This is a genomic window from Pseudonocardia nigra (assembly GCF_019396355.1).
Taxonomy (GTDB): Bacteria; Actinomycetota; Actinomycetes; order Mycobacteriales; family Pseudonocardiaceae; genus Pseudonocardia; species Pseudonocardia nigra.
Genome location: NZ_JAHKRK010000219.1, coordinates 1 through 13,716, shown reverse-complemented (window position 1 = coordinate 13,716; position 13,716 = coordinate 1). Strand labels below are relative to the sequence as shown.

Annotated in this window: 14 protein-coding genes and 2 pseudogenes; 2 read left to right on the top strand and 14 right to left on the bottom strand. The window is 72.6% G+C overall.

The genetic code is table 11. The features are described 5' to 3' along the window. The first annotated feature begins 575 nt into the window (after positions 1-575). The gene (locus KME75_RS34255; protein WP_219419087.1) at positions 576-1,022 is read left to right on the top strand and encodes a VOC family protein; all 447 of its coding nucleotides are present in this window, start codon (positions 576-578) and stop codon (positions 1,020-1,022) included. Positions 1,023-1,131: 109 nt separating this feature from the next. Here the strand turns inward: KME75_RS34255 and KME75_RS34250 are convergent, their stop codons facing one another. The 13 genes and pseudogenes from KME75_RS34250 to KME75_RS44140 all read right to left on the bottom strand — a co-directional run bounded on the left by KME75_RS34250 (position 1,132) and on the right by KME75_RS44140 (position 11,797). Then, positions 1,132-1,287 carry a hypothetical protein gene (locus KME75_RS34250; protein WP_219419086.1) on the bottom strand — a complete coding sequence of 52 codons (156 nt, stop codon included), beginning with the start codon at positions 1,285-1,287 and terminating at the stop codon, positions 1,132-1,134. Between the two features lie 77 nt (positions 1,288-1,364). Next, positions 1,365-1,748 carry a PPOX class F420-dependent oxidoreductase gene (locus KME75_RS34245; protein WP_219419085.1) on the bottom strand — a complete coding sequence of 128 codons (384 nt, stop codon included), beginning with the start codon at positions 1,746-1,748 and terminating at the stop codon, positions 1,365-1,367. Between the two features lie 12 nt (positions 1,749-1,760). Beyond that, a complete protein-coding gene (locus KME75_RS34240; RefSeq protein ID WP_219419084.1) occupies positions 1,761-2,681 on the bottom strand; it encodes an NAD-dependent epimerase/dehydratase family protein in 921 nt (306 codons plus the stop codon). Beyond that, positions 2,678-3,282: pseudogene (locus KME75_RS34235) on the bottom strand (dihydrofolate reductase family protein). Before KME75_RS34235 ends, KME75_RS34240 begins: the two are co-directional and overlap by 4 nt. Positions 3,283-3,301: 19 nt before the next feature. Next, positions 3,302-4,624 (bottom strand): FAD-binding oxidoreductase, encoded by a 1,323-nt coding sequence (locus KME75_RS34230; protein WP_308283338.1) that lies wholly within the window; start codon positions 4,622-4,624, stop codon positions 3,302-3,304. A 53-nt stretch (positions 4,625-4,677) separates the two neighbouring features. Then, complete coding sequence (locus tag KME75_RS34225) at positions 4,678-5,520, bottom strand: helix-turn-helix domain-containing protein (protein ID WP_246633390.1); 843 nt, start codon at positions 5,518-5,520, stop codon at positions 4,678-4,680. 307 nt (positions 5,521-5,827) lie between these two features. Then, entirely contained in the window at positions 5,828-6,595 is a 768-nt protein-coding gene (locus KME75_RS34220) for an NAD(P)H-dependent oxidoreductase (protein ID WP_219419083.1), read from the bottom strand. Positions 6,596-6,667: 72 nt separating this feature from the next. After that, on the bottom strand, positions 6,668-7,867 hold the full coding sequence (locus KME75_RS34215; protein ID WP_308283337.1) for an MFS transporter: 1,200 nt from the start codon (positions 7,865-7,867) through the stop codon (positions 6,668-6,670). A 141-nt stretch (positions 7,868-8,008) separates the two neighbouring features. Next, positions 8,009-8,701: an ABC transporter ATP-binding protein gene (locus KME75_RS34210; protein ID WP_246633389.1), complete on the bottom strand. Its 693-nt coding sequence runs from the start codon at positions 8,699-8,701 to the stop codon at positions 8,009-8,011. 100 nt (positions 8,702-8,801) lie between these two features. After that, a pseudogene (locus KME75_RS34205) lies at positions 8,802-9,542 on the bottom strand (FecCD family ABC transporter permease); the annotation flags it as partial. Positions 9,543-9,830: 288 nt separating this feature from the next. Further along, positions 9,831-10,838 (bottom strand): iron chelate uptake ABC transporter family permease subunit, encoded by a 1,008-nt coding sequence (locus KME75_RS34200; protein WP_308283336.1) that lies wholly within the window; start codon positions 10,836-10,838, stop codon positions 9,831-9,833. Continuing rightward, entirely contained in the window at positions 10,835-11,377 is a 543-nt protein-coding gene (locus KME75_RS44145) for an ABC transporter substrate-binding protein (RefSeq protein WP_281424808.1), read from the bottom strand. The genes KME75_RS34200 and KME75_RS44145 overlap by 4 nt, the downstream gene beginning before the upstream one ends. Before the next feature lie 33 nt (positions 11,378-11,410). Then, the gene (locus KME75_RS44140) at positions 11,411-11,797 is read right to left on the bottom strand and encodes an ABC transporter substrate-binding protein (protein WP_246633388.1); all 387 of its coding nucleotides are present in this window, start codon (positions 11,795-11,797) and stop codon (positions 11,411-11,413) included. Positions 11,798-11,982: 185 nt separating this feature from the next. Between KME75_RS44140 and KME75_RS34190 the strand changes: the two genes are divergently transcribed. Beyond that, positions 11,983-12,228, top strand: coding sequence for a type B 50S ribosomal protein L31 (locus KME75_RS34190; protein ID WP_219419081.1), 246 nt, complete (start codon positions 11,983-11,985; stop codon positions 12,226-12,228). 747 nt (positions 12,229-12,975) lie between these two features. Here the strand turns inward: KME75_RS34190 and KME75_RS34185 are convergent. Continuing rightward, on the bottom strand, positions 12,976-13,716 hold a 741-nt coding region (locus KME75_RS34185), incomplete at its 5' end, for a fumarylacetoacetate hydrolase family protein (RefSeq protein WP_219419080.1).

The window sequence follows — 13,716 nt, the reverse complement described above, 5'->3', positions numbered from 1 at the left end:
CCTCCAGCTCGGACACCGGAAGATCACACCGCAGACCAGCCGATCACCCGTGACCGACACGCCCCTGCCGCCAAGATCACACCGACCCCGATACGAGGTCACGCTCCAGATCGGGCTGAATGCTTACCCCCCACGGTGTTGAACACCCACACCGGGTTCACGGTCAGCCGGAGCAACGGAATCGCCACGTCGCGACCACAGCAACAATCCCGGCCGACGTGGCGTCCGGAACGTCGTCGGCCGCACACGGAGCCTGGCGACCTGTAAACGTGACGGTAAACGCGGCTTGCCAGACGAGGTGCGCCACGTGAGACGCCACGAGAAGATCAAGAATGAATACGCTGGTCAGTGGGACATGCGATGAGCAGTCGGACCGGCGAGACACCGTCCGCTCAATTGACACGGAAGAGGTCACTGGTTCAATCCCAGTATCGCCCACCACCCACGACGAAGGCCCCTGACCAGCAGAGTCAGGGGCCTTCGTCGTGTGCTGGGCAACCTCTCCCCCGCCTCCGGGAGCTGAAAGGCACCAAAACGGCACCACGGTGTCGGTGAGAGCTCCTACTGTGCGGCGCATGGCTGACTTCTTCCAACTCGTCGTCGACTGCCGTGAGCCCTCCAGCATGGTGACGTTCTGGCAGCCGCTTCTTGGCTACGACGTACCCTCGCCCCCCGCACCGCACGAGACCTGGCGTAGCTGGTATCTCAGTGTGGGCGTCCCAGCCGAGGAAATCGAAGGCGACGGGACCGACCGACTTGTGCCGCCCGACGGCCGAGGTGTCGCCCTGTGGTTCCAGCCCGTCCCGGAGCCGAAGCTGATCAAGAATCGGCTGCACCTCGACCTGCGGGTCACCGGGGGGCGCACCGAACCTCGCCAGCGCAGGCGCGCGGCGATTCAGACCGCCGTGGACGAGGTTCTCGATGGTGGTGGTGCCCTTATCCGCTGGACCGAAGACGAGCCAGCAGACCACGTCGCCGCGTTGATGGCAGACCCCGAGGGCAACGAGTTCTGCCTCGTCTGATCGATGTCGGCATGTGCCTGGGCGGCGTGAGATCACTCGTCCATCCGTTCGTCGTCCTGTTCAGCGTCGTCGAGCGCCCGCAGCACTCGGCATTCCCGGAGCAGCAACCTCACGCCGGAGCGGAAACGGCTCCAGGGCCCTCGTCCGGATCGTCCTCCCGCAGCTCCTCGTCGGGGTCGTTCAGCGCGTGCAGGATGCGGTCGCTGTTGTCGGTCCGTCGCGTGTAGAGATCCAGCGTCGGCGACGAGCGCTCGTGACCCATCACCCGCTGCACGATGTTCGGCGGGACCGGCACTGCCGATGGGACACGCGTCGGACGGATACGGTCGCTACGTGACCAGCTCAGCCGACGCCGACGGTCTGTCGCTCGGGCTCGATCATGGCCACGACGCGCTCTTGTCCTCGGGGGTAGGGCGCACCGGTGTACTTCGTGGACAGCTGGTCGATGATCTCCCACGCCGCATCGCCCTCGAGCCATTCGACGACCCGCCCACGGACGACAACTGGCGTGAACGGGTTGTCGACGGGCGCGATGGACAGGGCTATCCGAGGGTCGCGGCGCAGGTTGCGTGCTTTGCGCGAGCCCGGACCGGTGAGGAAGACGATTCGGTCGCCGTGGACGCCGATCCAGAGGGGAACGGTATGGGGCGAGCCGTCCGGGAGGACGGTGGCGAGGTGAGCGATCGAGGTGCCGCCGAGTACGCGGCGCACGTCGGGGTCAAGCATGTGTGTGCTCCTTCAGCGCGGGTTGTCGGCGCGCCACGCGACGTAGTCGGCGACCGCCGTGGCGACGTCGAAGGTCGGCGCGAAGCCGGTGTCGTGGGTGAGCCGGGTGGTGTCGAGGTAGGGGTTGTCGCCGGGGCCGTGCTGTCGTCCGGGCAGGAGGTCGAGCAGCAGGCCGGGAGTGATCGCCTGTAGGGCGTCCGCGAACTCGCGGTTGGTGAACGGCCGGCCGCTGGAGACGTTGTAGGTGTCGTGCCGCAGGGTCTCCGCGGTCATCAGGAGGGCGATCGCGCGGCCGGCGTCGGGTGCGTAGCAGCAGTCACCGCCGTCGTCGGCGTGCAGCGGCCGCGGCTCCTCACCGCGGAGCACGGCGTTGATGTAGGAGGGGATGGGGAAGAACGGTGAATCCGGGTCGACGAGCGGTCCCCAGATGGTCCCGATCCTCAAGCACACCGGCTGGACGCCGCTGCGTGCGAGGCTGTGCGTGGTGAGTGGCTCGACGGCCTTCTTGAAGGCGACGATCAGGTGCGGCAGGTCCGCGGCGGGCAGCGCGAGGTCCTCGTGCCAGCGGATCTCGGTCCGACCGACGTACACGCCGATGCTGCTGGCGACGGCGAACCTGCGGACACCCCAGGTGCGGGCGGCGTCCAGCGCGTTGAGCAGGCCGGTGGTGTCCGTGCGGAAGAAGCGGACCGGGTCCTCGTCGGGGATGGTGCCGGCGAGGTGGACGATGTCGCTGATGTCGTGGTGACCGGCGAGGGCGAGGAAGGCGTCCCGGTCGGTGACGTCGAGGGGTTCCACGGTGACCCGACCGGCGAGGAACGACGGGACCTCGGTGCGACGATGTGCGGTGACGACGACCTCGTGTCCGAGGTCGACGAGCGCGCGGGCGGTGTGGGCGCCGATCATGCCCAGCCCGCCGGTGACGAGGATCACGGGACCACCTCGTAGTGGAGGTGGGTCACACCGGGTGCCGGGACGGCCTCCAGCAGACGGAGGTGCACGTGCTCCGGGAGCTCCTGGAAGAAGCTGCGACCGGCGCCCAGCAGGACGGGCACCTGGTGGAGGATCACCTCGTCGACGAGCCCCGCCTTGAGCCCCTCGGTGACCAGACCGCCACCCATCAGGCAGACGTCCTTGTCGCCGGCGGCCGCGCTGGCTGCGGCGACCGCGTCCTCGATGCCGGTGGTGACGAGCGTCTGCGTCTCGCTGATCTCGGGCGCGGGCCGGTGGCTGAGGACGAACAGTCGCGCCGTCGGGTGCGGGCCACCGCCCCCCAATGGCCGGAGTGCTCGTAAGTGGTGCGCCCCGCGACAGTCGCCCCCACTCGTGCCGCGATGGCGTCGAAGAACCGGGCGCTCGGCTCACTCAGCTTGAACCCGTCGAACACCTGGCTCGGTGTGTCCCCGTCCATATACCAGTCGAAGAGCATGGGCGCGTCACCGAGACCGCGGCCGAACTCCTCGCCGCCGTCGGGAGTGCGACCACTGATATAGCCGTCGACCGCGACGGCGTGGGCGCTGAAGACCTTGCTCATGTCTCTCCTTCGCTGTTGATCAGACCGCCTGGGGGAAGTCGAAGAATCGGTGCGGGTCGTAGGCGTTCTTGACCGCTGCCAGCCGGGAGTAGTTGCCCGCGTGGTACGCCACGGTCCAGTCGTCGAGCGCGGGATCGGGGAAGTTGGGGTAGACACGTCCCGACCCGTCGGCGTGGGCAGTCGCCCATGATCCGTCGACCCAAGGATCGGCCGCCTCGGCGATGTGCCCGAGCAGGAAGCGTTCGTTGCGATGGGCGAACGCGGTGGCGTCCTCGGCGATCCTGTTGTAGGCCCCGCCCATGGCGGTGAACATGATCTGCCGTCGGCCCGTGGTCCTTGGGGCGCCGAGCTGGGTCAGGAGCGAGGCGAGGGTGCACTGCGCCATCGGGTGGGAGAAGAACTCCGACCTGATCCGCAGGGCGCGTTCGGGTAGATCCCGCGGGTCGGCGAAGGTGCTCTTCAGGTGGTGGTAGGGCAGGCCGGTGCGCACCTCGATCGTGGGGGCCACGCCCGCCCGATCGATGAACTCCTGCAGCAGCTCCCGGGTCGATTCCTCCTCGAGGGTAGCGGCGCCGAAGAGGGTGGCCTGGACAGGTGCGCCGGGCTCGGACACAAGGTTGAGGTCGACGGTGAGTTCGTCCGGGGCGTCCGGTGCCCAGGCTTGCCAGGCCGAGACCAGTTCCTCGAGAGCGATGTCCGACCAGTGCGCCTCGATGCGGGTGGTCATCGGCTCAGGGACGGTGTCGAACCGCAGCGAGGTGACCACACCGAACTGGCCGCCGCCCGCGCCGCGCAGACCCCAGAACAAGTCCGGTTCGTGGTCGTGGTCGCACTCCACGACGCTGCCGTCCGGGAGCACGACCTGTGCGCCGACGAGGCGATCGCAGGTCAGCCCGTGCTTGCGTCCGAGCAGACCGATCCCGCCGCCAAGCGTGAGCCCCGCGATGCCCACCGTGGCCCCGCACCCGGCCGGAATGGTCCGCCCGTACGCGTGCAGCTCGGCATACACCGGGCCCAGGCGGGCACCCGCGCCGACCGTCGCGACCCCGTCGTCGGACACGCTGACCCGGTCGAGGCCAGACATGTCGAGCACGATCCCGTCCGTCGACGATCGACCCGCGAAGCAGTGCCCCCCGCCACGAGGGACGATGCGGTCTCCAGCGGCTGCCGCATATTTCATGGTGCCGACGACGTCCGAAACCGAGCGGCACAGGACCACGAGCCAGGGTCGCACGTCGCGGTAGGCGGCGTTGACCGGGCGGCGGATCGCGTCGTAGCCCGACGAGTCAAGGCTGAACAACTCGCCGTCGAGTGCGGTGCGGAACTCGGCCAGGTCGGGCACGAGTTCGAAACTATGAGCGGCGTGACGACGGGTCTTGAACAAATCGAGCAGGATCAGACCCGGAGTGGCGGCCTGCTCCGGGTGGCAAGGAAGGGCTTGTAGGACGCGGAGTGCTCATGGCCACAGGCGCACCGGTCGATGTCGCCGCCGAGGAGTTGGCGCGGGGTAAGGCCGGTCAGGCGGAGGCATTCTCGGCTGAGGTGTGCCTGGTCGGCGTACCCCACGTCAACCGCCAGTCCCGCCATGCCGTCCGCACCACGCCGGCCCGTGGCCATGGCGCCGGCCTGAGCCAGCGCGAGAAATCCCTGAAACCGCAACGTCCGCTGGAGGACCTTGGAACTCACCCCCACTGCGTGCAGGCAGCGACGGCGCAGTTGGCTCGCGGAGAGTGCCAGATGGGTGGCCAAGGAGTCGATGTCGACCGGGTGCCAGGGCATCAGCGCCTTCACGGCCTCGACCACCAGCGGATCGACGCGGACCGCACTTCGAAACTCCAGCAGGAGGTGGGTCTGCAAGACCATGAGCGCCCGCTCGGGCGTCCCGGCCCGGGCCATCACCTCCACCAGGCGGTCCACCGAACCTCCCCCGAGCTCCGCCAGGCCCAGGCGCTGGTCCACCAGGTCGTCAAGCACCGTCGGAAGGAGCGGTGGGGTCCCTGGCTGGAACCGCACACCCACGATGGTGGTGTGCGCCGGAATGACCTCGATCTCCGGACCGGTCAGCGGACCAACCAGCTGGGGATGGCCACCGATCGGAAAGTGGATCTCAACCCCGCCCGTGGGCAGGTGCCGTTGCACGTACGCCGCCTCACCGGTGCGCTGGATCCAGACCGTCCGCACCACCCCCGCCAATCCCGGCAACGGCGGACGCTCAACGTAAGACTCCATCACGGTCATCCTGGCACTGAAACGAGCGCCCGAGCGGGATCGACGCCAAGGCCCTCCGGCCGCTGCTCGCCCTCGCCGGGCGGCAGGTCGACGGGATGACGCACGAGTCCCAGCGCGCAAGGGCAAAGTGCCGGGCCGGAGGCACCAGAAAGCCACCACCACACCCGGCACCGGTCCGCACAGGGCGACACGGACCAGCACGGCGACCAGGAGGAACGCGCCCGCCGGCTACCGGCACACTCCCGAAGGGCCCCTGACCGCAACGGTCAGGGCCCCTTTTGTCGTTGCCGGCGAGAACGTGGACTCGCGGCGTAGATCACGACTCCGCGTAGTGCACCCGCACGCCCGTCCGGTCCGGGGCGAGCTCCGGCCGCAGCACGAGCCGGTCGTCGTAGTCTCCGCCGTTCTGGTGCCGGAACGGGATCGGCTCGGCGGTCCCGAGGGTGCGCAGCCGCTCCCCCAGCCCGGCGGCGGCGCACGCGTAGTCGGCGGGCGAGACGCGGTCCGCGCCGGGCACCACGAACGGCGGGAGCACGGCCATCCCCGTGTAGAACAGCGCGCCGTGCTGCAGCGGGAAGAGCAGCTCGTCGATGTCGCCGTTGACGCCCCGCGGGCCGATCGTCGGCGCGGGCGCGCCCGCGGTCACGACCGCCATTGCCCGCTTGCCTCGCAGAACGCCGTCGCCGTACCGCAGCGTCCGGCCGCCGTCGACGACCCCGTAGGCGAATCCCTTCACGAACACCCGGTCGAACCAGCCCTTGAGGATCGCCGGCATCCCGTACCACCACAGCGGGAACTGCAGGACCACGGCGTCGGCCCACCGCAGCTTCTCGTGCTCGGCGCGGATGTCCTCGCTCAACGTGCCGCGGGCGTGCGCCTCCTGCGACGCCGCGCCGACGATCAGCCGCTGCCCGGGGTCGTGGGCGAAGTCGTCGCCGTCCACGACGGGGTTCCAGCCCATCCCGTAAAGGTCCGAGGTGCGCACCTCGTGCCCGAGCCCCTCGAGCACCCGATGTCCTTCGTCGCGCAGGGCGCCGCTCAGGGAGTGCCGCTCGGGGTGGGCGAAGATCCAGAGCACGTTCATGGGGACCAGGTTGCGCGTCGGCGCACGCCCGCACCAGTGGCAGCAATGCCCCCTCTCAGCAATATCCTGCCATCACCCTCGCGGTGCGACGCCGACGCCCGGCGCCGTCGCATCAGGCCTGCGCAACGGCGAGAGCCACCCGTAGACCGCTGCACCGGCGGCCCCGATCCCCGCCACCAGCAGTGCGGTCCGCAGGCCCCACGCCTCGGCGAGCGCGCCGCCGAGCGCCGCTCCGACCGGCTGCCCGCCCCAGGCGATCATGCGGGCGGTGACGTTGACGCGGCCCTGCAGCCGGTCCGGTGTGAGCTGCTGGCGCAGCGTGATGGAGCTCGTGATCGCCAGCTGGTAGGTGCCCCACCCAGAGGAAGACGGCCACGAGCGCGACGGGCAGGCTCGCCGCGAGCACGACTCCGCCGAGCAGGACGGTGTTCGCGGTCCGGACCAGCAGGTCCAGCCGCGGCTGGCCGACCGACCGCACCAGCCGCGCAGCAGCGCCGCGGCGCACAGCGCCCCGATCGCGCCGGCCGAGTACAGCCAGCCCAACCGGGGGTCGGCGGTCCCGAGGTCGAGCCGCTCCACCCCGTACACGACGAGCAGGCCGATCAGGGCGCCCCCGGTGAGGCTGTGCCCGAAGCCCATCAGGCTGAGCGGCCGGATCAGCGGGTGGCGCCGGACGAACCGCAGGCCCTCGGCGATGTCGGCCAGGATCCGGCGCCGCTCCCCCGCCGGCCCGGTCGCGAACGGCGCGCGGATCAGCAACAGGGTCGCCGCCGACACGAGGTAGCCGGCCGCGTCCAGCCACAATGCGGCAGGTGCGCCGACGGTGGCCACGAGCACGCCGCCGACGGCGGGCCCGAGCACCTGCAGCACGCCCGCGGTCGAGGCGAGGATCCCGGTGGCGGCCACGAGGCGGTCGCGGCCCACGATCGCCGGCAGCGCGCCGAAGTACGCCCCGTCGCGCCAGACGAACGCGACGGCAACGACCACGGCCGCGGCGAACACGTGCGGCACGGCGAGCGCCCCGAACGCCGCAGCGGCGGGGACGCTCGCCATCGCCACGGCCGCGGACAGGTCGCAGCCGATCATGAGCAGGCGCCGGTCCACCCGGTCGGCGACGGCGCCCGCGAGCAGCCCGAACAGCAGGTACGGCGTGGCCTCGACGGCGAGCAGCAGGCCCGTCAAGGCGGCCGAGCCGGTCAGCTGGAACATCAGCACGGGCAGCACCACGAGGGTCACCTGACTGCCCGCGACCGAGGCCGTGCCGCCCAGCACAGCAGGCGAAACGTGGGGTCCCGCCACACCGGGCTAGACGGCGACATCGACGGCCACATCGTCGTAGCTGCAGTCGATCCGCCCGGTGCCCGCGTCGACGCGCACCCGTCCCTGCACGCCGAACACGTCGCGGAGCAGGGCTTAGTCGACGACGTCGGACGGTGCGCCGTCGGCGTGGATCCGCCCGTCGCGCAGCGCGACGACCCGGTCCGAGCAGCGGCCGGCGTGGGCCAGGTCGTGCAGCACCGCCACCACGGTGAGGCCCCGTTCGGCCTGCAGCCGCCGGACGAGGTCGAGCACCTCGAGCTGGTGACGCACGTCGAGGAACGTGGTGGGCTCGTCGAGCTGCAGCAGCGGGGCGTCCTGGGCCAGCGCCAGCGCGAGCCGGACCCGCTGCCGCTCGCCGCCGGACAGCCGGTCCACGGGGGCGTCCGCCCACTGCGCGACGCCGGTGGCCGCGAGCGCGTCCGCCACCACCGCGTCCGTCCCGCCGCCGAGCATGCCCAGTGGACCGCGCGCGGCGTAGCGGGCGTGGGCCACGAGCTGGGCGACGGTCAGCGTGCCGACGGCGGGCAGCGCCTGCGGGAGCATCGCGACCCGGCGGGCCACGGCGCGGCGCGGGAGCGCATCGAGCCGGTCCTCGCCGATCCGGACATCGCCCGCGTCCGGTTGGTGCAAGCCCCCCAGGACACGCAGGAGCGTGGTCTTCCCGCAGCCGTTGCCGCCGACGAGGGCGAGCCACTCGCCGCGGGTGACCTCGAGGCCCACGTCGTCGAGCACGATGCGGTTTCCGAACCGGACGCGCACGCCGTGTGCCTGGAGTGCGGGGGTCATGAGTCTCCGATCTGGGCCCGCGAGCGGCGGCGGACCACCCGATGAGCACGAGCGCCCCGGCGACGGCCGTGACCGCCCCCGTGGGCACGCCGATCTGCCGGTCCGCGCCGGTCGGCGCGGCGGCGGTGAGGGCCTGGGCGACGGTGTCGGCGACGGCCACGGTCGCGGCGCCGGTCAGCGCCACCGCCGGCACGAGGACCCGGTGCTCGGCCCCGACGACGGCCCGGGCCGCGTGCGGGGCGATCAGCCCGACGAACGCGAGCGCGCCGACCGAGGCCACCGCCGCCGCCGCGGCCACGACGGCGAGCAGCAGCGCGGCCGTCCGCCAGGCCGGCACGGCGACGCCGAGCGTTCGGGCGTGATCGTCGTCCACGAGGAGGCCGAGCACGGGCGCCAGCAGCACCCCGGCGAGCACACACGCGAGCAGGAACGGCCACAGCACGGCCCAGTGCTCCCAGCTGCGGCCGTTCAGCGACCCGATGAGCCAGCGCGTCATCGCACCCGCCAGCTGCGGGCGCGCGGTGAGCAGGACGAGCGTGCCGCCCGCGGGCACCGCCGAGACCAGGACGCCGAGCACGGTGAGCCGGAGCGGGTCGGTCGCCGCGGCGCGGGCGGCGAGCACCCAGAGCAGCCCGCCGCCGATGCAGCCTCCCACCATCGCCACGGCGATCGTGCCGAGCGGGGACGCGGCGACACCGGCCAGCGTCGCGGCCACGGCGCCGAGCACGGCGCCCGACCCGACGCCGGTGACCTCGGGCGCGGCGAGGTCGTTGCGGAGCACGGCCTGCAGCGCCAACCCGGCGAGACCGAGGCAGGCGCCGGCGGCGAGTCCGACGAGCACGCGGGGCGCGGACGTCGAGGACGATCGCGGTCGTCGTCGGGTCGGCGGCGCCGGCCAGTGCGGCGAGGGCGGCGCCGGGGGTCAGCGCGGTGCCGACGAGCAGCTGCGCGATCGCGGCGACGGCCACGGCGGCGAGCAGCCCGAGCAGGTGGACCGAGCGGCCCCGGCCCGGCGCGGGGGCGGGCGCGCGGCGCACGTCGGTGGGTGCGCTCATCACACCGAACCTCTGACGCTCGCCCGGCGCTTCGCGCAGCCGCAGTGCCGATGCTCCGCTCGCCCGGCGCTCGCTCATCGGTCGCCCGCCCGGCGCCTCCGGGACGCGACCAGCAGCGCCCCGCCGAGGAGCACGGCGACCGCCGCCGTCAACCCGCCGACCGGCAGCTCGACCGGGTACAGCACCGTGCGTGCCAGCAGGTCGGCCGCCACGACGACCAGCGCCCCGAACGCCGCACACCCCGCGGCCCGCGCGGCGAGCCCGGCGCCCGGCCAGGTCCGCGCCGCGAGCTGCGGGGCGAGGAACCCGACCCAGGCGATCGACCCGCACGGGCCGACCACGGTGGCCGTCAGCAGGCAGGCCACGCCGAGCACCCCGGTGCGGGCCGCGCCGGCCCGCAGCCCCAGCGCGGACGCGGTGTCCGACCCGAGCCGCAGCAGCGCGACCGCGGGCAGTGCGAGCACCGCGAGCGGCACCGCGACGAGCAGCCCGGGCAGTGCCGCGCCGACGGTCCCCCAGGTGGTGCCGGTGAGCGAGCCGAGCAGGTAGCGCACGAGAACGCCCTGGTCGCGGGCGTCGGCGACGGCCAGCGCGGCGAGCAGCACGGCCCGCAGCGCGGCGCTCACCCCCGCGCCGATGAGCAGCACGGCGGCCGGCCCGACGGCGCCGCGCACCGCGAGCACGGTGAGCGCCACGCCGACGACGGCGCCGACCGCGGCGGGCAGCAGCGGGGCGAAGGGCACCGCGATCCCGAACGCGACGGTCACCGCCACCGCGGCCGCGGCCCCGCTGGACACCCCGAGCAGCTCGGGGACGGCGAGCGGGTTGCGCAGCGACTCCTGCAGCAGCAGGCCGGTGAGCCCGAGCACGGCCCCGGCCACGGCGCCGAGCACGAGCCGCGGCGCGCGCAGCTCGGTGAGCACCACGTGCTCGAGCCCGCTGCCGGCCAGCGCGTCGGGCAGCTGCGTCACGGCGATCACGGGCCGGCCCAGGACGAGCGCGGCGAGCGCGAGCGCCGCCCCGGTCACGAGCAGGCCGAGTGCTGCGGCCGGGACGGGGCGGCGGCGCCACACGTCGGTCACGGGGCGGGCACCAGCGCCATGGCCTGCTCGACGATCGCGGTGAGACTGCGGGTGCCGCGGCCGCTGCCCCACAGCCGGGCGTCGACCTCGTGCACCTGGCCCTGCTGGACCGCGGGCACGAGCTGCCACACGGGGTGGTCGGCGAGCTGGGCGCTGAGGGTGCGGTCGTCGGCGGAGAACAGCAGCGAATAGACGAGCGCGACGTCGGGCTGCTGCGCGAGCAGCTCCTCGACGCTGAACGTGCTCGCGGTGGCCGCGTCGGACCCCTTGGCCGGGAACGGGTAGCGGAAGAGCTGGGCGAGCAGGTCGCCCTTGAGCGAGTCGCTGGTGTCGACGCCGATGGACTCCGCGCTGCCGTACATCAGCACGACCGTGCGCTCGGCCCGCCCGGTCTCCCGGGACCGGGCGACGGCGTTGGCGAGGGTGGCGCGGAACCGCTCCTCCGCCGCCATGGCCTCGTCGACGCGGCCGGTGAGCTGCGCCAGCGCCCGCAGGTAGCCGATCGACTCCTCCCAGCTGCCCGGCTCGGCGAGCCACAGCGGCGCGAACCCCTCGATCGCGGCGCGCAGCGACTAGTGCACGCCGGTGAGCCCGATGACCAGGTCGGGCTGCAGCGCCGCGATCGACTCGACGTCCTCGCTGCCGAACGTGCCCGCGACCACGGGGACCTCGGCCGCGCGGTCGCCCAGGAGCGCGGGGTTGGCGAGCAGGGCCGGGGTGCTCGTGCCGGCCGGGACCATGCCGAGCTCGACGACGAGGTCGTCGCACAGCCCGCTGAGGCACACGATCCGCCTGGGCGGGGCGGGCAGGCTGATCCGCTGTCCCGCCGGGTCGCTGACGGTGGTGGCCGGTTCCAGCGGGGCGACGGTTCGGTCGATCGGGGCAACGGCCGTGTCGGAGACCGGGGCAGGCGCGGGATCGGCGGAGCAAGCGGCGAGGGTCAGCGCGGCGAGCGCCACGGCGGCGCCGAGCGCACGGCGGCGCGACGGGGAGGCAACAAGCGCGGCGAAACCGATAGTCGTTTTCACCAACGGTGAGCAATCAGGATCGGAGGCACCCGGACGGGTGGGCGCCCAGCGAACACAATGACAATCCTTGTCGATTACGGTGTCGGCAAGCCGCAACACACCCCGAGGAGGACGCCATGCGCCCGGACATCCACCCCAGCTACGGACCCGTCGTCTACCAGGACCGCGCCACGGGCGAGGCGTTCCTCACCCGCTCGACGGCCACGTCGGCCGAGACGATCACCTGGGAGGACGGGGGCACCTACCCACTCATCCGCGTCGACATCACCGCGTACTCGCACCCGTTCTGGACGGGCGCACAACGGGTGCTCGACTCGGCGGGACAGGTGGAGAAGTTCCGCCGCCGGTACGGGCAGCGCTGAACCGGCGCCGAACCGGCGCCGAGCCGGCGCGCCGGACGTGCGTGCGGAGTCCATCGCTCGTGTGCGGCCGGACGGAGCCCGACGGTTCGGCGCGATCACGGGCAGAAGGACGCGGCCGACGAGGCAATCGCCGCCCTCCGCCCGTGATCGTCGTGGAGGGGCCGATCCCGCGCCGCGACCGCCGAGCAGACGCCCCACCGCAGCGCGATCACGGGCAGACGGTCGCGACCGGTGATGGACTCACCGCCCTCAGCCCGTGATCACCACGAGAGCGCACTTCTCGCAGCCCCGACCGCCGAAACGGTCACCTCGCGGCGATCACCCGCGCACTGTCCCCGCGACATCCCCGTTACCGCACCCCACACCGCGAAAACCACGTCCTCACGACATCGCCGACGACCGCGTCGACCGCCGCGGCCGCGGGTGCCCCCGGCCGGCGCGATCACGGGCACACGGTCGCGGCCGGCGATGAACTTGCCGCCCTCCACCCGTATCTCCGCCAGTGGCGCCCTCAGCACCCCGACCGCCCAGCCTCGTTGAACGCCGACGCGATCACGGGCAAATGGTCGCGAAGGGGGACCAGCACGTCGCCCTGCGCCTGTGATCACCGCGAGACCGCGATCACGGCCAGATCGCCCGACCGGTGTTCTCGCATCGGCACGGCACATACCTCCCGGCGCCCGCACACACCGCCGGACCGCGTCGGGGCGTGTGCGGACGACGAGCGATGTGTGCCGTGCGCGGGACCTACTTGTCGGCCGCGGCCAGGAGCTGCTCCTGGCGGCCGAGTCCCTCGATCTCGAGGGCCATGCGGTCGCCCGCCTTCAGGAAGGGGAAGCGACCGGAGAGGGCCACACCCTCGGGCGTACCGGTGTTGATGATGTCGCCCGGGTCGAGGACCAGGTACTGCGACAGGTGGTAGACGATCTCGGCGACGCCGAAGATCATGTCGGCGGTGTTCGAGTCCTGGCGCGGCTCCTCGTTGACCCAGGAGCGCAGCCGCAGCGCCTGCGGGTCGGGCACCTCGTCGGCGGTGACCAGCTCGGGGCCGAGCGGGTTGAACGTCTCGCAGCACTTGCCCTTCGACCACTGCCCGCCGGAGTGGTCCAGCTGGTAGGTGCGCTCGGACACGTCGTTGGACACGGCGTAGCCGGCGACGTGGGCGAGGGCGTCGGCGGGCGAGGCGAGGTAGCGGGCCCGCTTGCCGATCACGACCGCGAGCTCGACCTCCCAGTCGGTGCGCTCGCTGCCCGGCGGGATCAGCACGTCGTCGGAGGCGCCGACGACGGTGTTGGGGTGCTTGAAGAAGATGATCGGCACCTCGGGCGGGGCGGCCCCGGACTCGGCGGCGTGCGCGGCGTAGTTCTGGCCGATGCAGACGACGGCGCCGGGGCGCGCGATCGGGGCCCCGACCCGCAGGCCCGCCGGGTCGACCGTGGGCAGCGAGCCCTCGTCGAGCGCGCGGCGGGCGCGCTCGACGCCGTCGCC

What these genes read in the sequence shown, in the direction of transcription:
- KME75_RS34255 (WP_219419087.1), top strand. Translation starts at nt 576, where the DNA reads ATGGCTGACTTCTTCCAACTCGTCGTCGACTGCCGTGAGCCCTCCAGC.
- KME75_RS34245 (WP_219419085.1), bottom strand. Translation starts at nt 1,748, where the DNA reads ATGCTTGACCCCGACGTGCGCCGCGTACTCGGCGGCACCTCGATCGCT.
- KME75_RS34225 (WP_246633390.1), bottom strand. Translation starts at nt 5,520, where the DNA reads ATGACCGTGATGGAGTCTTACGTTGAGCGTCCGCCGTTGCCGGGATTG.
- KME75_RS34220 (WP_219419083.1), bottom strand. Translation starts at nt 6,595, where the DNA reads ATGAACGTGCTCTGGATCTTCGCCCACCCCGAGCGGCACTCCCTGAGC.
- KME75_RS34210 (WP_246633389.1), bottom strand. Translation starts at nt 8,701, where the DNA reads ATGACCCCCGCACTCCAGGCACACGGCGTGCGCGTCCGGTTCGGAAAC.
- KME75_RS34190 (WP_219419081.1), top strand. Translation starts at nt 11,983, where the DNA reads ATGCGCCCGGACATCCACCCCAGCTACGGACCCGTCGTCTACCAGGAC.